19 protein-coding genes and 1 pseudogene are annotated in these 18,213 nt (G+C 69.3%); 10 read left to right on the forward strand and 10 right to left on the reverse strand.

Annotated features, from left to right (window positions below):
• The first annotated feature begins 661 nt into the window (after nt 1-661).
• The 6 genes from IG98_RS0138480 (at nt 662) to IG98_RS0138505 (ending at nt 6,499) form a co-directional block, all read left to right on the forward strand.
• Nucleotides 662-988 (forward strand): heavy-metal-associated domain-containing protein, encoded by a 327-nt coding sequence (locus tag IG98_RS0138480; protein WP_245651895.1) that lies wholly within the window; start codon nt 662-664, stop codon nt 986-988.
• Nucleotides 989-1,132: 144 nt separating this feature from the next.
• On the forward strand, nt 1,133-2,551 hold the full coding sequence (locus IG98_RS0138485; RefSeq protein ID WP_030924260.1) for an MFS transporter: 1,419 nt from the start codon (nt 1,133-1,135) through the stop codon (nt 2,549-2,551).
• A 128-nt stretch (nt 2,552-2,679) separates the two neighbouring features.
• Complete coding sequence (locus IG98_RS0138490) at nt 2,680-2,961, forward strand: metal-sensitive transcriptional regulator (protein WP_030924263.1); 282 nt, start codon at nt 2,680-2,682, stop codon at nt 2,959-2,961.
• A gap of 53 nt (nt 2,962-3,014) precedes the next feature.
• On the forward strand, nt 3,015-3,227 hold the full coding sequence (locus IG98_RS0138495; RefSeq protein WP_030924266.1) for a heavy-metal-associated domain-containing protein: 213 nt from the start codon (nt 3,015-3,017) through the stop codon (nt 3,225-3,227).
• Entirely contained in the window at nt 3,224-4,231 is a 1,008-nt protein-coding gene (locus IG98_RS0138500; protein ID WP_030924269.1) for a hypothetical protein, read from the forward strand. The genes IG98_RS0138495 and IG98_RS0138500 overlap by 4 nt, the downstream gene beginning before the upstream one ends.
• A 30-nt stretch (nt 4,232-4,261) precedes the next feature.
• Nucleotides 4,262-6,499 carry a heavy metal translocating P-type ATPase gene (locus IG98_RS0138505; RefSeq protein WP_030924271.1) on the forward strand — a complete coding sequence of 746 codons (2,238 nt, stop codon included), beginning with the start codon at nt 4,262-4,264 and terminating at the stop codon, nt 6,497-6,499.
• A gap of 228 nt (nt 6,500-6,727) precedes the next feature.
• On the opposite strand, the gene IG98_RS0138510 is transcribed toward IG98_RS0138505, so the two are convergent.
• The 4 genes from IG98_RS0138510 to IG98_RS0138525 all read right to left on the reverse strand — a co-directional run bounded on the left by IG98_RS0138510 (nt 6,728) and on the right by IG98_RS0138525 (nt 9,065).
• Entirely contained in the window at nt 6,728-7,657 is a 930-nt protein-coding gene (locus IG98_RS0138510; RefSeq protein WP_030924273.1) for a hypothetical protein, read from the reverse strand.
• A 3-nt stretch (nt 7,658-7,660) separates the two neighbouring features.
• A complete protein-coding gene (locus IG98_RS51415) occupies nt 7,661-7,798 on the reverse strand; it encodes a hypothetical protein (RefSeq protein ID WP_169750268.1) in 138 nt (45 codons plus the stop codon).
• Nucleotides 7,792-8,046, reverse strand: a complete 255-nt coding sequence (locus IG98_RS0138520; protein ID WP_030924276.1) for a hypothetical protein — start codon at nt 8,044-8,046, stop codon at nt 7,792-7,794. The genes IG98_RS51415 and IG98_RS0138520 overlap by 7 nt, the downstream gene beginning before the upstream one ends.
• A gap of 65 nt (nt 8,047-8,111) precedes the next feature.
• Nucleotides 8,112-9,065 (reverse strand): proline dehydrogenase family protein, encoded by a 954-nt coding sequence (locus IG98_RS0138525; protein WP_030924279.1) that lies wholly within the window; start codon nt 9,063-9,065, stop codon nt 8,112-8,114.
• 172 nt (nt 9,066-9,237) lie between these two features.
• Between IG98_RS0138525 and IG98_RS0138530 the strand changes: the two genes are divergently transcribed.
• On the forward strand, nt 9,238-10,212 hold the full coding sequence (locus IG98_RS0138530) for a helix-turn-helix domain-containing protein (protein ID WP_030924281.1): 975 nt from the start codon (nt 9,238-9,240) through the stop codon (nt 10,210-10,212).
• Between the two features lie 341 nt (nt 10,213-10,553).
• Here the strand turns inward: IG98_RS0138530 and IG98_RS0138535 are convergent, their stop codons facing one another.
• Nucleotides 10,554-11,243 (reverse strand): NUDIX domain-containing protein, encoded by a 690-nt coding sequence (locus tag IG98_RS0138535; protein ID WP_030924285.1) that lies wholly within the window; start codon nt 11,241-11,243, stop codon nt 10,554-10,556.
• Nucleotides 11,240-11,623 carry a hypothetical protein gene (locus tag IG98_RS53900; RefSeq protein WP_030924288.1) on the reverse strand — a complete coding sequence of 128 codons (384 nt, stop codon included), beginning with the start codon at nt 11,621-11,623 and terminating at the stop codon, nt 11,240-11,242. Before IG98_RS53900 ends, IG98_RS0138535 begins: the two co-directional genes overlap by 4 nt.
• A gap of 48 nt (nt 11,624-11,671) precedes the next feature.
• Between IG98_RS53900 and IG98_RS0138545 the strand changes: the two genes are divergently transcribed.
• Together IG98_RS0138545 and IG98_RS53905 are read left to right on the forward strand one after the other, a co-directional pair.
• Nucleotides 11,672-12,430, forward strand: coding sequence for a DeoR/GlpR family DNA-binding transcription regulator (locus IG98_RS0138545; protein ID WP_030924291.1), 759 nt, complete (start codon nt 11,672-11,674; stop codon nt 12,428-12,430).
• A gap of 190 nt (nt 12,431-12,620) precedes the next feature.
• Nucleotides 12,621-12,701 (forward strand): annotated as a pseudogene (locus IG98_RS53905) (helix-turn-helix domain-containing protein); the annotation flags it as partial.
• Between the two features lie 13 nt (nt 12,702-12,714).
• Here IG98_RS53905 and IG98_RS53910 read toward each other — a convergent pair.
• The 3 genes from IG98_RS53910 to IG98_RS0138560 form a co-directional block, all read right to left on the reverse strand.
• On the reverse strand, nt 12,715-12,873 hold the full coding sequence (locus tag IG98_RS53910; RefSeq protein WP_245651898.1) for a hypothetical protein: 159 nt from the start codon (nt 12,871-12,873) through the stop codon (nt 12,715-12,717).
• 64 nt (nt 12,874-12,937) lie between these two features.
• The gene (locus tag IG98_RS53915) at nt 12,938-13,174 is read right to left on the reverse strand and encodes a hypothetical protein (RefSeq protein ID WP_245651896.1); all 237 of its coding nucleotides are present in this window, start codon (nt 13,172-13,174) and stop codon (nt 12,938-12,940) included.
• Nucleotides 13,175-13,298: 124 nt separating this feature from the next.
• Nucleotides 13,299-14,639 carry a hypothetical protein gene (locus IG98_RS0138560; RefSeq protein ID WP_030924294.1) on the reverse strand — a complete coding sequence of 447 codons (1,341 nt, stop codon included), beginning with the start codon at nt 14,637-14,639 and terminating at the stop codon, nt 13,299-13,301.
• Nucleotides 14,640-15,104: 465 nt separating this feature from the next.
• Here IG98_RS0138560 and IG98_RS0138565 point away from each other — a divergent pair, with 465 nt between their 5' ends.
• Complete coding sequence (locus IG98_RS0138565; protein WP_030924297.1) at nt 15,105-15,569, forward strand: BP74-related protein; 465 nt, start codon at nt 15,105-15,107, stop codon at nt 15,567-15,569.
• A 28-nt stretch (nt 15,570-15,597) separates the two neighbouring features.
• On the opposite strand, the gene IG98_RS0138570 is transcribed toward IG98_RS0138565, so the two are convergent.
• Nucleotides 15,598-18,024, reverse strand: coding sequence for a GcvT family protein (locus IG98_RS0138570; protein ID WP_030924299.1), 2,427 nt, complete (start codon nt 18,022-18,024; stop codon nt 15,598-15,600).
• Between the last annotated feature and the right edge of the window lie 189 nt (nt 18,025-18,213).

Genomic DNA, 18,213 nt, shown 5'->3' on the forward strand with positions numbered 1-18,213 from the left:
CACCTGCCGGTCTCCTTCGCTGCGATACGCCCGGGGGGTAAGCGGTCAGGGAAACAATACCTCACCCTTAGGGGGTGAGGGTGTTTAGTCGCCCTCGGCCTGCTCAACGACCACATCGGCTACTGCGTGAAAGAAGCGGCCGCCGCCGACGTGCCGAACCTCAAAGAGACCGCGCGCAAGAAGCTGCCGAACGCGAAGAGGCCCGCACCGGGGCGTGCCGAGCACCCAGACAGACCCCGAACAAACATGAAAGAACGCAGTGGGAGAAGCTGTGCCCGCTGCCCAACGTGCTCCACACCGATGGCCGCCAGTGGGCGCTGTATCGCGATGGCGAGCCGGTCGGAACAGTCGCCTACCTTAACGGCGACATCCGCAAAGTCGGCGACAAGCTGACCCCGCCGCCGGGGAGTTCGCCCGCGTCGTCTCCGGCTTCCTGCTATGGAAGCCGACCCTGCCGCACAACATCCGCCAGCTCGTGCGGGCCGTCGCGGGGCTGTGCACGCTACTTCCGATCATGGACTTCCTCGCCGTTGCCAGGTGACCGCAACGGTGCCACGCACGCCCGCGTTGATTACCTGTGCGGGCTTGCCGCACTCCTCTCTTTATTCGTGCAATCAAGAATCGCTATGGGATTTGAACCCCCCGGGGGTATGTTAAGGTCATGAATCGAGGTACCCCACTGGGGTACATGCGAGAGGAGAACCTCATGTGCACGGCATGTGCGTGCGGCACCGCGGACAGCGTCTCCGCGCAGGTGGAGACCAGCGGCGGAAGCGTCTACACGGTCAGCGGGATGACCTGCGGGCATTGCGTCTCGTCGGTCTCCGCTGAGATCGGCAAGGTCGGCGGCGTGACCGGCGTCCAGGTCGATCTGGCCGGCGGCGCGGTCACAGTCAGCGGAGCGGGCTTCTCCGATGAGGAGATCCGCGCGGCGGTGGAGCAGGCGGGTTACGCCCTGGCCGATGCCTCGCCCGTCAGCGCTTCCTAGAGGAATTTAGCCTGAGCAAACAGATGGTGGGCGTGCATTGGCGTGCACGCCCACCTGCGGGGCCGGTCCGACTTCGACATCACACCCAACCCCCTACGACGCATCCTGCCACTCCGGCGGAATGCGAGGAACCAGGAGTGCGGCATGAACGCCGTCAATCCACGCAGGTGGCAGGCACTCATCGTGCTCGCCGCCGCACAGTTCATGGTCATCATGGACACCTCCATCATCGGTGTCGCCCTGCCCGACATGCAGCGCGACCTCGGCTTTTCCCAAGGCAACCTGCAGTGGGTGTTCAACGCCTACGTCATCGCCTTCGGCGGCCTGCTGCTGCTCGGCGGTCGGCTGTCGGACCTGTTCGGCGCCCGCAAGGTCTTCACCACCGGCTGGCTCATCCTGATCGCCGGCTCCATCGTCGCCGCCGCGGCGGGTAACGCCTGGATCGAGATTCTCGGCCGCGGCGTCCAAGGGGTCGGCGGCGCGCTCATCGCCCCGGCCTCGATGACCCTGCTCATGATGCTCTTCGGTCACAACCCGCGCGAGCTGGGCAAGGCCATGGCGCTGTACGGCGCCGCGGCTCCGGCCGGCGGCACCGCGGGCGTGTTTCTGGGCGGCGTCGTCACCGAATACTTGAGCTGGCCGTGGGTGTTCATCGTCTACGTGCCGATCGGCCTGGCCACCCTGGCCGCCGTCCCCGTCCTGCTGCCTGCCGTCCAGGGCAAGCGCGGTTCGGTCGACGTGCTGGGCGCCATCGCGGTCACCGCGGGCATCGCCCTGGCCGTCTACGCCATCGTGCGCGCTCCCGAGCAGGGCTGGAGCTCGGCTGCGACGCTGCTGGAGTTGGCCGGAGCAGCCGCGCTGCTGGCGCTGTTCCTCGTGGTCCAGCGCACGGTGCACGAGCCCCTCATGCCGCTGGGTATCTGGCGCACCCCCGGCCTGGCCACCGCCAACCTGGCGATGGCACTTCTCGGCGCCGCCTGGATCCCGATGTGGTACTTCCTCAACCTCTACCTGCAGCAGGTGCTGGGCTACGGCGCCTTCCCCAGCGGCGCGGCGCTGCTGCCGATGACCATCGCCATCATGATCTTCATGATCGGCATCACCGCGAGGCTGCTCGGCCGGTTCGGCGCCAAGCCACTCATCGCCGGTGGCCTGCTCGTCCTGGCCGCCGGGGTGGCGGGGTTGTCCCTGGTCCGTCCGGACGGGGCATTCATCTCCGATGTGCTGCCCGCTTCGCTGATCGCCGCAGTCGGCATGTCGTTGGCCTACATCCCGGCGATGATGTCGGCCATGTCCGGGGCGCGTCCGGAGGAGAGCGGGCTGGCCTCCGGCATCGTCAACACCACCTACCAGGTCGGCTCGGCTCTGGGCTTGGCCGTCATGACCGCGATCGCCACCTCCCAGGGCGCCGCCGAGCTGGGGAATCTGCCCAGGCTCACCGACGGTTTCCAGGGTGCCTTCATCGGCGCCGGGGCCGTGGCCGCCATAGGGGCCGTGCTCACCCTGCTGCTCATGCGCAAGCCGAAGCAGGCAAACGCTCAACCCGAGGTGGCCCAGGTGTAACGCGGTTTGGGGGGCGTGCCCCGGCACGCCCCCGCCGCTCCTTACTCACAGACTCCATCACGAAACCGGCTGGAATACGGTAGGGGGGTATATTGTTGCAGTGAGAAGAAGCCAGCCCTAGGGGAAAAATGCACGGATACGCCGACAACAAGCAGGACCATCTGCGGCGGCTGCGCCGGATCGAAGGTCAGGCCCGCGGTCTGCAGCGGATGGTCGAGGAAGACAAGTACTGCATCGACATCCTCACCCAGGTGTCGGCGGCCAACCGGGCCCTGCAGTCCTTCGCCCTGTCCCTGCTGGAAGAGCACCTGGCGCACTGCGTGGCCGACGCCGTCGCCAAAGGTGGCGCCGAGGCCGAGGCCAAGGTCAAGGAAGCCTCCGACGCCATCGCCCGCCTCGTCCGCTCCTGACCCTCACATAGACCGGCAGCCAACCGTCACCATCACAAAGAGGAGTGATCGTCATGACCACCACCACCTACACCGTCAAGGGCATGACCTGCGGCCACTGCGTCAGCTCGGTCACCGAGGAGGTCACCGAGGTCCCGGGCGTCACCGGCGTCAAGGTGGACCTGGCCACCGGCCTGGTCACAGTGGACAGTGACGGCCCCCTCGACAACGCCGCGATCACGGCCGCGGTCGAGGAGGCCGGATACGAAGTGGTGACCGCGTCATGAACACGCCCGCCAAGCTGGGCGCCTACGCCTTTGGCCTTGCCGTGATCTTCGGTGGAGCTCTCGGAGCCGGCGCTGCGGTGGGGTCCGCCGGCACCGCGCCCATCGCGGACGGCCACGGAGCCCACGCGACCCCGTCCCCGAGCCAGGCGATGGACGGTGATGGAGTCCCCAAGAAGGCGGCCCCGAGCCGGGCCGAGGCCGCGGCATCCCTCCCAGGAGGGCTTCAAGTGTCCCAGGACGGCTACACCCTGACCCCCGAGACAACGACGATCGAGCCCGGCAAGGCCACGGACTTCCGATTCAGCGTGACCGGCCCCGACGGGAGGCCGGTCACCGGCTACCAGGTGCTGCACGACAAGAAGCTGCACTTCATCGTGGTCTCCCGCGACCTGGGCAGCTTCCAGCACCTGCACCCCGAGTTGGCTGCAGGCGGCGTGTGGTCGGTGAAGCTGACGTTGCCCGAAGCGGGCGCCTACCGGGCGTTCGCCGACTTCGCCCCCGAAGGCGGCAGCGGCCTGACTTTGGGCGCGGACCTGCACGCCGCCGGCGACTACGAGTCCAAGGCGCTGCCGGTGGCCAACCGGACCGCAACCGTGGACGGCTACACCGTAGAGCTCGAGGGAACTCTCACTCCGGGCGCCTCCAGCAAGCTCACCCTGAAGGTGAGCAAGGACGGCCGCCCGGTCACCGACCTGCAACCCTACCTGGGTGCCTACGGTCACCTGGTCGCGCTGCGCGCCGGGGATCTGGCCTACCTGCACGTGCATCCCGACGGTGAGCCGGGCGACGGCACAACGCCTGCCGGTCCGGAGGTCACCTTCTACGCCGAGGTGCCCAGCCGGGGCGACTACCGGCTCTTCCTGGACTTCCAGCACGAAGGAGACGTGCGCACCGCCGCCTTCACCGCCCATGCCGGCGGGGCCTCAGCGCCGGTTGCGACCTCAAGCCCGACGCCGACGGCCACCCCGTCTGCATCCGATTCACACGGCGATCACAACCACTGACGCAGGCATGACGAGAGAAAGGAGCAGGTGATGTCCCCCCTCACCGACGACAGACCACAGAGCACGGTCGAACTCTCCATTGGCGGCATGACCTGCGCGTCCTGCGCCAACCGGATCGAGCGCAAGCTCAACAAGCTCGACGGCGTGACCGCGACCGTCAACTACGCCACGGAGAAGGCCAAGGTCACCTTCGGCGAGGGCGTCGATCCGCAGGAGCTGATCGCCGAGGTCGAGAAGACCGGCTACACCGCCGAACTGCCCGCCCCGCCCAGGGCCGAAGGCTCACCGCAAGAGCCCGTGGACGAGCTCCGGCCGCTGCGCCAGCGGTTGATCACTTCCGTGGTGCTCGCCGTGCCGGTGATCGCGATGGCGATGATCCCGGCGCTGCAGTTCACCAACTGGCAGTGGCTGTCGCTCACCCTGGCGGCCCCGGTCGTCATCTACGCCGGCTGGCCCTTCCACAGGGCCGCCTGGACGAACCTGCGCCACGGCGCCGCGACCATGGACACCCTGGTCTCGCTCGGTACCCTCGCCGCTCTCGGCTGGTCGCTGTGGGCTCTGTTCTTCGGCAGCGCGGGCACCCCGGGCATGATCCATCCGTTCTCGTTCACGATCGAGCGCACCGACGGCTCGGGCAACATCTACCTGGAGGCGGCCGCGGGCGTGACCGCGTTCATCCTGGCCGGCCGCTACTTCGAGGCCCGCGCCAAACGCCGTGCGGGCTCCGCCCTGCGAGCCCTGCTGGAGTTGGGTGCCAAGGACGTCACCGTCCTGCGCGACGGATCCGAGATCCGCATCCCCTCCGATCAGCTCGTGGTCGGCGACCGGTTCATGGTCCGGCCGGGCGAGAAGATCGCCACCGACGGCGTGGTCGAGGAGGGTTCCTCCGCGGTCGACGCCTCCATGCTCACCGGTGAGTCGGTGCCGGTCGAGGTACGGCCCGGCGACACGGTGACCGGCGCGACCGTCAACGCCGGGGGCCGCCTGGTCGTCCGCGCCACCCGCGTCGGTTCCGACACCCAGCTCGCCCAGATGGCCAGGCTGGTCGAGGACGCCCAAACGGGCAAGGCCGCCGTGCAGCGGCTGGCCGACCGCATCTCCGGGATCTTCGTCCCGATCGTGATCGCACTGGCCGTCGGCACGCTCGGCTACTGGCTGGGCACCGGCGGCGGCGCCGGGGCGGCCTTCACCGCCGCGGTCGCCGTGCTGATCATCGCCTGCCCGTGCGCCCTGGGCCTGGCCACCCCGACCGCGTTGCTGGTCGGCACCGGCCGCGGAGCCCAGCTCGGCATCCTGATCAAGGGCCCCGAAGTGCTGGAGTCCACCAGAAGGATCGACACCGTGGTGCTGGACAAGACCGGCACCGTCACCGAGGGCAAGATGACCCTCACCGAAGTGCACCTGGCCGACGGCCAGGAGGAGGCGCAGGTGTTGCGCCTAGCCGGCGCTTTGGAGCACGCCTCCGAGCACCCCATCGCCCAGGCCGTCGCCCGGGGCGCCGCCGAGCGCGTGGGCGACCTGCCCACCCCCGAGGACTTCGCCAACCTCGAAGGCCTCGGCGTCCAGGGGGTCGTCGACGGGCACGCCGTGCTGGTGGGCCGCCCCACGCTGCTCGCCGAATGGTCACAGCACCTGAGCGCCGAGTTGGAGGGGGCGCTCACCGCGGCGCAGGCGGCAGGCAGTACGGCCGTCGCGGTCGGCTGGGACGGCAAGGCCCGCGCGGTCCTGGTGGTGGCCGACACCGTCAAGCCGACCTCCGCCGAGGCGATCCGGCAACTGCGCACCCTGGGGCTGAGGCCGGTGCTACTCACCGGCGACAACGAAAGCGTCGCCCGGTCGGTGGCCGCTGAGGTGGGCATTGAGGAGGTGATCGCCGAGGTGCTGCCGGCCGACAAGGTCGACGTCATCAAGCGCCTGCAGGCCGAAGGCCGGTCGGTGGCCATGGTCGGTGACGGCGTCAACGATGCCGCGGCACTGGCTCAGGCCGACCTCGGCCTGGCCATGGGGACCGGCACCGACGCCGCCATCGAGGCCTCCGACCTCACCCTGGTACGCGGCGACCTAAGGGTGGCCGCCGATGCCATCCGGCTGTCGCGCCGCACGCTGGCCGTCATCAAGGGCAACCTGTTCTGGGCCTTCGCCTACAACGTGGCCGCCCTGCCGCTGGCCGCGCTCGGCCTGCTCAACCCCATGATCGCCGGAGCCGCGATGGCGTTCTCCTCGGTCTTCGTGGTCGGCAACAGCCTGCGCCTGCGCCGCTTCACATAGGGGAAGCGCCAATGTGGCTGAAGGCGAACGCATCGCCTCCAGCCACGTTGGCGTTCAATCACAAGCTGTGATTGAACGCCCTTATGTTCCGCCACCATGGCATGGGGGAAGCCCCGAGGTTCGGCTGCCGGTAACCGGACGGTGAATCGCTCGATGAGGCGCACCGGAAGTAGCGGCCCTTGCTACCCCACAGAAAAGCAGGACAGGCGTCAGATTAATGCTCTGTCGCTACTTGGTCGGCTGGCCGCAGTATCCGCAGAAGCTGTGGGCGGGGCCGAGGCCCATCCCGCAACCGGTGCAGTGTTTCTGCTGCGTGGGCGTGTCAGTCGGTTTGGTACCGGGATCCCTCTTGCTGTCGGGCCCCTTCGCGACCAGCACGGGCTGGCCCGGCGAGGTGGGGATCCTGGGCAGCGCGGGGAAGGAACGGCCGACCACGATCGTGGCGTCGGCCTTCTCGTCGAACGCCGGTCCCGGCGGAGCGGATGGCGGATTGGTCAGGGGAGGCCTGGTATTCGCGGGCGGATTCATCAAGGGCGGCCGGGTCTGCGCGGGCGGGTTGGTCAGGAGAGGCCGGGTCTGCGCGGGCGGGCCCTCCGGGGAATCCGGTGCGGACGACCTGCGGCGCCAGAGCAGCAGCGCGCACACCACCACGACCCCCACGAGCAGGGCTCCGACGACAAGAAGCGGCCAGAGCGGCGTCTCTCCCGTGTCGGCGACGGCAGCGGCTCCCTTGGTCCCCGAGTCCTCGGCGGTGCCGCGCTTCTGCTGGAACGTCTTCAGGTGCGCGGCGGCCACGGTGTGGCCCGGATAGAGGTCCAGGACCCGCTGGAAGGCGGGGACCGCGGCACCGTAGTAATGGGTGTGGAAGCGGGTCAGCGCCTGCTCGAAGGCGGCGTCGATCGGACCGCGCCTGGGGGCGACGTCCGCCTCGGCCAGCGCCTTGGTGACCTCCCGGATGCCGATCATCCTGGCGTCCTTGCCTCCGCCGACCAGCAGCCCGACGACCTCGCCCTTCTTGTCCTCGATCACCGGCCCGCCGAGCAGCCCCCTGTCCACGAGGGCTCCCAGTTTCTCCGGCTCGTTGACCTTGCTCTCCGGATCCCTGAACTGCCGGCCGCTCTCACCGGCGCCCCCCGCCCGCAGGTGACCGATGTCCACGGTCTACGGAAGGTTCGCGGCGGGTCGCCCGGTGAACCCGGCGACCGCCACCGGCGAGGCGTCCTTGGTGGGCACCACGGCGGCGAGCGGCGCCGTGGGCAGGCCCGCACCACCGTCGGCGCGTCCGACGGGTCTCAGCACGGCGGGGCTGTCAGGCTTGTCGCCCGTGCGGACGATCTCGGCCACCCCTCCTTGTCGGCGGGGGCGATGTTGGGGAAGACCCTGAGGTCGGTGGTGACGTCGAAGATGCAGGTGGCGGTGGGCTGCTTGGGCGGGTAGCACTCCTGCAGGTGGTGGTTGAGCTGGTCGTCCTTGAGGGTGTGCCGCTCGAAGTCCGCGGGAATCTTGACCTTGTGGTGCGCGGCGAAGATCTTGTTGGCGGCGTACACAGCACGGGATACTGCTCCCCACCGTGTCCGGCGGCGGAGGACTCCGGGGCTCTGTCCCTCGCCGCTCAGGCGGCGGCGTCGATGAGCGCCTGCAGCACGCGCTGGGGGTCCTCGGCCAGCCGGTTGCACACATACAGCCACCACTCGGTGCCGAAGACGACGTACTCGCGGGTGGGATGACCCCGTTCCGCCATCGCGGCGAGCCGGTCGGGCCCGAGGCCCAGCAAGGTCTCGAACTCCCAGGGCACGTCGGGACCAGGCGTGCCAAGCTGGTGGTCGATCTGGTTGATTAGCTCCCAGTCATGGGTGGCGAACGAGCACAGATGTCCCGACGCGGCCAGCAGCTTGGCATAGCGCAGGTATGCCGTGGCCAGGGCCTGGTCCCCGCGCGCGTAGGCAATCGTCTCCGGCTCCAGGAAGGCCCCCTTGACCAGGCGGATCCGGCCCGGCAGGTCGAGCAGCGCCGGCAGGTCCTCGACGGTACGGTGCAGCCGCGCCTGAACGGTGATCCCGACGTGGTCGAAACATTCGGACAGTTTGCGGTGCACGGACAAGACTGTGTCCGTACGGTCCGAGCCCTCCGCCGAAATCATCATCTCCCGCCCGGTGTCAGCTGTAGCCCGCGCGATGCGTGTGGCGTTTTCCAACGCCAGATCTTCATCGATCGCCAGGCCAATGTGCGACAGGTCGAGCGAGATTGAGCAGCCCGGCGGTAGCAGGCGCGCGGCGTCGACGAACACGTCCGTCTCCGTCCCGGCCCGCTGCGGGTCGCTGCAGCTCTCACCCATGTACTCGACGCTCGTGCGGTGGCCCTTCGCGAGAATCCCCTCGAGCCGGTCCAGCGCGTCCGCGAGGCTGTCACCGGCCACATAGCGCCGCGCCACCCTGCGGACGATGCCGCCGAGCACCGGGTCCGCGGGGACACGCCATTTGAGATCCTCGTCCAGCGCGAGCTTGCGCAGGACTTGGGCCGCTGCGTCGGACGTCTCCTCGATGCCAGGGGTGAACGTGCTCGTCATCGTGCGCCTACCTATGAAGATGAAGAAAAGAGGGAAACGCAGTCGCCGGCCCTCTTGGACCCGATCGCTCTGCTCTGTCAATCTTTCCGATGCCGCTCCGTGAGCGAGAGTGGCAGAGCAGCCGAATAAGCTGAAATTCCTGCCACCTCATGCGCCTCTCAAGGAGAACCGGATGCTGCACGACGTCGCGGTGCTCGCTCTCGACGGCGGCCACGCCTTCGAGTTGGGAGTGTTCTGTGAGATCTTCGGGATCGACCGCGGGGACGACGGCCTGCCCGTCTACGACTTCGCGGTCGTCTCGCCCACGGGAACGAGCGTGCGGACGAGGCATGGCTTCCGTGTAGAGACTCCTCACGGACTGGAGCGGCTGGAGTCGGCCGATCTCATCGGCATTCCGGCTTCGGATCCGAACGTGCGGCACTCGGAGGACCTGTACGAGGCGCTTAGGACCGCGGTGGCACGGGGCGCGCGGGTGCTCAGCATCTGCTCCGGCGCCTTCCTGCTCGGCGAGGCCGGCCTGCTGGACGGCCGCCGCTGCACCACCCACTGGCGCTATGGCGAGGAACTCGCCCGCCGCTACCCGAAGACCCGGGTGGAGGTGGACGTCCTCTTCGTCGACGAGGACCCGGTCATCACCGGCGCGGGGACCGTCGCGGGCATCGACACCTGCCTGCACCTGGTACGCAAGGAGCAGGGCAGCGCAGTCGCCAACGACATTGCCCGGCGCATGGTGGCGCCTCCACACCGGGACGGAAATCAAGCCCAATACATCAAACGCCCGAACGTCGAGTTCGGCGCCGGGCCCTTCGCATCCCTGCAGACCTGGCTGCAGGCCAACCTCCACGAGCAACTGACTGTGGAGAGCATGGCGCGCCATGTGAACATGTCGCCGCGCACCTTCGCCCGGCGCTTCCACCAGGAGATGGGCATCACCCCGCTCCAGTGGCTCACCAACCAGCGCATCCTGCTCGCTCAGCAGCATCTCGAGAACACCGACGAGTCGATCACCACGATCGCCGAGCGGGCCGGATTCGGCTCGGCCGCCACGCTGCGCCACCACTTCGCCCAGCGCCTGGGAACCACCCCCCACAGCTACCGACGTACCTTCCGTGGCCGGCGCACGGGCCCGGACAGCGCCTTCCGGTGACGGCAGGCGTGGGTGGTGAAAGCTCTCGGCCATCATCACGATCACGTTCGGGCTCGAGTCAGGCATGATCGCCATACTCGAAGAGCTGTACGTCGCCCCAGCGCAACTGCTCGACGCCCGCCAGGCCTCCGGTGACACCCTGTGGATGCCGAGAACCATGTCACCTCATGCGACCTGCACGTACTCGTGGATCAGGTCACCGAATCGATCTCGCCTAAGTGGTCGACTTCGGACGTCCTTCGGGGGTTATGCGGCTGGCCAGCCGGTCGATGGCGGCCTGGCCACGGTGGGAGGCTGAACCGCGCCGGGATTGCTGGAGGCTTTGTGTACCCCGGCGCGGTTCACTCGTGACTATTGCTCCCGCCCGCTGCGGGGGCGAGGGGTCCGTCCAGGGCCGCCCATTGCAGGAGCAGGATGGTCTTGCCGTCGGTGATGCGTCCGTCGCGGGTCATGGCGAGGGCCTCGGCGAACGGCAGTTCGAGGACCTCGATGTCCTCGCCGTCTTCCTCGAGTCCGCCGCCGGTCCCTGTGCGGTCGGCCGGGGTGTAGGGGGCTGCGAAGAAGTGCAGGCGCTCGGTGACGGAGCCGGGACTCATGTAGGCGTCGAAGACGTGGGTGAGCGAGCCGAGCGTGACGCCGAGTTCCTCGGCGCTCTCGCGTCGGACGGCGGTCGGCGGGTCGTCCGCGTCGAGCAGCCCTGCGGCGGCTTCGACGAGCATGCCGTCGGGGTGGTCGTTGACGTAGGCCGGGTAGCGGAACTGGCGGGTGAGCAGGACGCAACCGCGTCCGGTGTCGTAAGGCAGGACGACGGCACCATTGCCGCGGTCGTAGGTCTCGCGCTGCTGGGTTTCCCAGCGTCCGTCGCGGCGGCGGTAGTCGAAGGTGGTGCGGCGCAGGACGTGCCAGCCCTGGGAGGTGAGCTCGACGTTGCGGATCACGACGTCGGGGTTGCGGTCCAGGCCGCGCCCGGCCTGGTCGAGGCCGGTGCGGCCGCGATGGTCGGGGGTGTCGATGCCGGGGTGGCTTGTCACGCGGTCTCCTGCGGGGTGCGGCGGGGGATCTCGGCCACGTCGTGGTAGACGGGCAGGCCGCGGTGGCGGGCGGTGGCGACGTCCTGGTCGGCTCCGGAAGAGTCGCCGGGCAGGCGCAGCACGGCGTCGCAATGGGCGAGCAGTCGGTCGGCGGTCGGGTACAGCACCTGGTCGGCGAGGGGGTCGGTGGGGCCCGCATCGGCGGAGCGCAGGACGGGCAGGGCGATCCATTCCCCGATCACGGGGAGGTGGCCGGTGGCGAAGACCGGCCAGGCGGCGGCTTCGAGGCGGGCGAGGTTGGCGGCCATGGCCTGCGGGTCGCCGTTGGTGCCGGAACGGTAGGGGCCGGCGATCAGGATGAGCATGGGCTTGTCGGTCACGGGCGCTAAGATACATGCAGAAACGTGCAAGAACAGGAGGGAATGTGCATGCTGGCTGCTGAACGACACGACCACCTGCTCGGCCTGCTCGCCCGTGAGGGCAAGATCGTCGCCAAGGACGTCGCCGCCGAACTGGGGATCTCCGAGGACAGCGTGCGGCGCGACCTGCGCGATCTCGCCTCCGAGGGACTGTGCCAGCGGGTCTACGGCGGCGCCTTGCCTGTTTCGCCCGCGGTGGTCGGCTATGCCGCCCGGCAGACCGTGGCCCCGGACGGCAAGCGGAAGGTCGCTTCGCTGGCTGCCGGGCTGGTGCGGCCGGGCGGTGCGCTGATTCTCGACGGCGGCACTACCGCCCTCGCCGTCGCCCGCGCGCTCCCTCAGAACCTGGCCTGCACCGTGATCACCCACAGCCCGACCATTGCCGCCGCGCTGCTCGACCATCCGCAGACGGAGCTCTTTCTGCTCGGTGGCCGCATCTTCAAGCACTCGGCGGTCGCCTGCGGAGCGGCCGCGGTCGAGGCCGCACAGAACGTCTCCGCCGACCTCTGCCTGCTCGGCGTCACCGGCGTACACCCTGAGGTGGGACTAACCACTGGCGACGCCGAGGAGGCCGCGATGAAGCGTGCCCTGGCCGCACGCGCGGCGGACACCTACATCCTCGCCTCCTCCGAGAAGCTCGGCACAGCTTCGCAGTTCCGCGTCCTGCCCTGGGAAAAGATCAGCGGACTGATCACCGACGCCGACCCCCACGACGCAGTCGTCGAACGGCTCACGGCGCGCGGCGTGGAGATCCTCACAACCGGCTGACGGCTACGAGCCGAACGCTCGCCGGCCGGCAGGTCATCCACCAGCCGAGCTGGGGGAATGATGGTTGCAGGGGACCACCATGCCGAAGCTACTGTTCACGCGCCCGCCGCTGAACGCCGACGAAGAACGCAAGATCCGCAAGCTGGCCGGAGCGCGGCACGCCCCGAGCGACTAGATCATGCGGGCGCAGATGATCGTATCGAGTTGGCAGGGGCTGCGGACCAGCGCGATCGCGGCCAAGCTGGGCTGCCACATGCAGACCGTGCGCGAGCGGCTGGACCGGTTCAACGCCGAGGGCCTGGCCGGGTTGGGTGACCGGCCCGGAGTGGGCGCACGGTGTGCGACATGTCGCCGACCACGGCGCCACCGGCGACCTTGCCGGTGGGTGAGGTCGCCAGCACCACCTCGGGGTGGGCCTCCTCGTACGCCTGGATCCCGCGCACGAGCCTGTCCTAGGCGTCGTCGTCAAGCGTGGAGGTGCCGTCGGCGTAGTACGCGGCGGCGGAGTCAAGCCAGTTGGACGGCTTCGGCGTAGGCCGTGTCGTCGGCCAGGACAGCGATCGGGGGCTCCTCGGTCATGGTTCGATCATGCTTGATGGCACCGACGATTCCATCGGGCCGTCCGAGGCCTGCGCGCTGTGAGGCTGCGGTCGATAGACAACGTTCGTGATCGATGACCGCATGCCGGGAGAGGCAACACAGGTGATCATCGCGCCGGCCGAACACCTCCGGCGCGATCAGCACGCGTCGGCCGAGGCCACAGCACTTGTCCGAGGTGAGAGCAACCGATGAACGGTCATGTCGGACGACGGACTCGACTTGGGCGGGCTGAGGGGGAAACCGTCCAGCTCAAAGCGCCCGTACAAGTTCAGAACGTCCGCAACCATCGGCGGAAGCGGTCGACGGTGTGACGCGGTTGCAGCGGGGGGAGGACGCGGCGCAGTTCCTCCTCGGTGACCGGGCGGGCGTTCAGGGTGGCCTGCCGCAGTGATGCCTTGCCGGTCCGCAGGCCGCCCAGCACCCGCACGCTCACCTCACCGCGCCGCATCACGTACCCGTGCGTGTCCTCGTGGCGGACGTAGGTGAGGCCGGCGCCATCCGGTGTGCACTCAGTGGTGCGGAAGCACACGTCTTCCCCGTCCGCGTAGGTCACGTACAACTGGATCGCGACGCTCTGCGCTCCGATGCCGGTGCGGTCCAACGGCAGGTAGATCATGCCCGGAGGGATCCCGGTCGGCTGCCCGGCGTATCCGGGGATCCTCGCCGCGTAGTAGTCGCCGGTCTGCTCGTGGCCGGTGCCCAGCTCGCGGGCGGTGGCCAGGTGCAGGCTCAGCGCCGCGGCCCGCAGCCGGTCATGGTCGACCGATGGGGTTCCCACCACGGTCACGTGCCGGCGGCCGACCGGCACCTGGTAGCCGTGCTCGATCTCGTTGTGCCGGTACACCAGGCCGCCCGGCTCGACGGCGCAGAGGCCCCATGTCAGGCGGGAGTCCTGGGCGGTGGGTTGCCCGCACATCTTTTCGCCCACCATGAGCCGGTCGTACGCGATGATCGTGATGTGCCGATCGGGCGGGATCGCGTCCGGGTTCTCGGGGAGGAAGCCGGCGTCGCCCAGCCCGCGACCGTAGTCGCGGCCGCCGTTGGACCGGTAGCCGGGGATGGCGACCACATACGTGGTCTCCCTGCGTACGCCGGCAGCCGCCAGCCGTGCCTCGAACTCCTCTGGCGACTCCTGGCGCAGCACCACCACGCCGGCACCGATCAGCACCGCGCTCAGCCCCAGCGCGGTAAGGCTGAGCCGCCATCCACGCAGCAACACCCCGGCCGCCAGGACGAACGGAATCCCTCCGAGAAGGGACGACAACAGCCCGCTGCGACTCACCCCGAGCCCGGCGACGTCGGTCGCCGCCCAACCCAGCGCCCATCCGGCGGTCCCCGCGCCTAGGACCAGCAGCGCCCAGAGCACCCGGCCGATGACCGTCGCGCCGAGGGCCGACGCCCTGCGGGTGGCCGTGATCACTACGATCAGGTAGGACAGGACGAGCAGTGCGCCCAGGAAGGCGACGAGGACGACCCCGCTTTCTCCAGCCCCGAACGCCGCGACCGGTAGGAACCGCCACACCAGGGGCAGCGCGATCGCCCCCACTGCCCAGGTCGCACCGAGTTGGGCCGCGATGATCGCCGGCTTCGACGCCCTCAGTTCAAGCACCGCTCAAGAATGCCGTGAAGGACCAGCGCCGATCACCCCGGCCCCCGTACGACGCCCGGCCGTCGCCGATCACCGCGGATCCTGCGCCATTACTATTGGGACCCCCAGAAATCCCAGAGTTCAGCCACCTCTAGTGCTGTGACCGAATAGGTTCGCCGGGTTGGCGGTTGGACGTGCAAGGACGGGACCTCTATGCGCGATCGATGGTAATGGCTCGCGAAAGCCACGATCAGCGCGTTTCTTCTCGGTTCCCCAGGATGTCGTACACCTCTCCCGGTGGTATTCCGCGAGCTTTTACTCGCGGAATGCCGCCGGGAGAGGCCAAAAGCGCGTCGCCCGCCTCCCCGCCCCCGAAGGCGGGGAGGCGGGCACACCGGAAACCTTCTGTGACTGTAGGTCATTGATTCAATACACTGCGCAACCAGTGATTGTGATCACGGCCAAACCGACACAGGAGGATGCTCCATGCGACGTGTATTCACCAAGATCGGCAGTTGCGCGGCGGTCGCGATGCTCGCCCTCGCCGGGATCCAGCCCGCCCAGGCCGAGCAGTCCGACGGTGCGGCTCGGCAGGTCGCCGCCGACCCACCGGCCTACTTCGAGATGACCGACATCAGCAGAAGGTCGTTCATCGTGAAGATCGACAAAGAAGCGGACATCAAGCACGCCAGGGACCTGGTGAGCGGCGCGGACAAGGAGAGGCCCCACCTGCTGGGCCGGATCATCAAGCGTCCCGCCCCGTTCAACCCGGGCTGGAGCTACCACTTCGACCCGGCCACCCTGAGCTTCTTCGACATGGCCATCGAGGTGTGCGACGCCACGATGACATACGTCGAGGACCACCTCGACGAGGCGGGCGGCCCGTTCCTGCCCGGAAACCTGTGGTGCCCCTGGAGCTCGAAGCTGGTGAAGGAGGTCCCCGCACCGTAACGGCGCCCGCACCGCCCGGGCGGGAACCCTAGCCGCGCAACCGCTCCATCGCCGGGTCGTAGAGCGGCTCCTCGGCGACGACGGCGCTCACCCTCCGGTCGAAGTAGCCGATGTGCAGCTCTCGCCCCGGCACGGACAGCTCGGCGGGCAGCCAGGCGTAGGCGATGCCCCTGCCTATCGTGTAGCCATAGGCGGCGCTGGTGACGTATCCGGCGCAGGACGCGCCGTCGTACACCGGCTCTTTGCCCATGACGACGGCGGCGGGGTCGTCGACGGTGAGGCAGGTCAGCCTGCGCCGGGTCGCCACGCCACGTTCGGCCAGGGCCGCGCGGCCGATGAAGTCGCCCCTGTCGGCCGTGCGCACGGCGAAGCCGAGGCCGGCCTCGTAGGGATCGTGCTCGTAGGTCATGTCGGTGCCGAAGGAGCGGTAGCCCTTCTCCAGCCGCAGGCTGTTGAAGGCGCCCCGGCCCCCGGCGATGATCCCGTGGGACTGGCCGGCCTCCCAGAGGGTGTCCCACAGCTTGGCGCCCATGTCGGCGGTCGTGTAGAGCTCCCAGCCCAGCTCCCCGATGTAGGAGAGCCGCAGCGCGGTGACGGGCACGGTGCCGACGTGGGCGCGCGCGCCGCGGAAGTAGCGGAAGCCGCCGGGGCCGAACCCGGGACCGGCCAGCGGGGCCACGACGTCACGGGCCCGCGGGCCCCAGACGCCGACGCAGCAGGTGCCCGGCGTGACGTCGGTGACGGTGACCGATCCGTCGGCGGGCAGGTGACGGTGGAGCCAGTCGAGGTCGAGGTTGCCGTTGGCGCCGACCTGGAACAGGTCACGGCCCAGCCTGGCCACGGTGATGTCGCTGCGGATACCGCCGTCGTGGTCGAGTAGCAGGCAGTAGGTGACAGAGCCGACGGACTTGTCGACGTCGCCGGTGGAGATCCGCTGGAGGAAGGCGGCGGCTCCCCGGCCCGCGACCTCGATCCGCTTGAGCGCGCTCATGTCGTAGAGCGCGACGGCCTCGCGCGAGGCCTGGGCCTCGGCGCCGACGATCGGTGACCAGTAACGGGCGGCCCAGTCGTTCGGCCGGGGGATGTCGCGGCCTTCGAGCAGGGAGGCGTTGGCCTCGTACCACTGGGGGCGCTCCCAGCCGGCGGCCTCCAGGAAGTACGCGCCCAGCTCGCGCTGGCGGGCGTGGAAGGGGCTGGTGCGCAACGGGCGCAGGTTCTCGGCCGGCTGAAGCGGATGGATGATGTCGTAGACCTCGACGAAGTTCTGGCAGTCGCGGGTGCGCACGTACTCGGGGGCCAGCTGGTGGGCCTCGAACCGGTTGACGTCACACTCGTGCAGGTCGAAGGAGGAGCAGTGGCCGTCGGCCAGCCATTCGGCCATGGCCCGGCCCACCCCCGCCGAGTGGGTGACCCACACCGCCTCGGCCACCCAGAAGCCTCGCACGTCGCGCGACCGGCCGAGCAGCGGCATGTTGTCGGTGGTGAAGGAGAACAGGCCGTTGATGCCCTCTTCGAGCGCCGCCTGCTCGGTGGCGGGCAGCAGCGCCCGCGTCTCGGCCCAGGCGGGGGCGAAGTCGTCGCCGGTGAACGGCAGCACCGAGGGCATGACCTCGGCATCGCCGGCCGGGAGGATCTCCTCCGGGGTGATCGGCATCGGGCGGTGGCCGTAGTAGCCGATGCCGAGCCGCTCGAACCGCTCCCGGTAGTACAGGTCGGCGTCCTGGTGGCGCAGGATCGGCCGGACGGCCTCCGCGCTCTGCCCGCTGAGCGCGGCGACGGGGCCGGTCCAGGCGAGCTGGTGGGCCAGCGGGGTCAGCGGCAGCGCCATGCCGACCATGCCCGCGACCTTGGGGCCCCAGATACCGGCGCAGCAGACCACGAGGTCGGCGGGGATCTCGCCCCGGTCGGTGACGACGGCCGTCACCCGGTCGTCCTCGACCCGGATGTCTCGCACCTCGTGCCGGTCCAGCACGCGCACGCCTCGCTCCCGTGCTCGCTCCAGCTGGACCTCGACGGCGCGCACGGCCCTGGCCAGGCCGTCGGTCGGGACGAACAGCCCGCCGAGGACCCTGGCCTTGTCGAGCAGGGAGTGGTGCTCCACGCACTCCTCGGGGGTGAGCAGGCGCGCCTCGACCCCCCAGGCGGTGGCCCAGCCGTGGCGGCGGTGCAGTTCGGTGAGCCTCTCGGGCGTGGTGGCCACCTCCAGGCCGCCCACCTGGAGGAAGCAGTCGAGCGCGACGAGCTTTTCGACCGTGTAACGGGCCAGCTCGGTCATGGTCTTGGACGGGTTGGTCTGGAACACCAGCCCCGGCGCGTGGGAGGACGATCCGCCGGTGGCGGGCACGGCGCCCTGGTCGACGACCGTGATGTCGTTCCAGCCCTTCGCCGAGAGTTCGTCGGCCAGGGCCGCCCCGACGACACCGGCTCCGATGATGACAACGCGTTGGCCCGTCATACACACCTCCGTCGTTGCACAGTCCGGAACGCGGTGCGCTTCCCGCAACAGATTCTCCCTTTGCGGGTGGGGCTGTCAAGAACGAGCCGTACCTGCCGGCGAAGGGGCCGGGCACGGCATCGGAGCACGCCGCGGACGCCGTCGTCGTCCGCGCCGCGCCCGACTCATGTCACGCTCGCCGGGACCGCC

This window comes from Streptosporangium amethystogenes (genome assembly GCF_000721075.1).
GTDB lineage: Bacteria > Actinomycetota > Actinomycetes > Streptosporangiales > Streptosporangiaceae > Streptosporangium > Streptosporangium amethystogenes.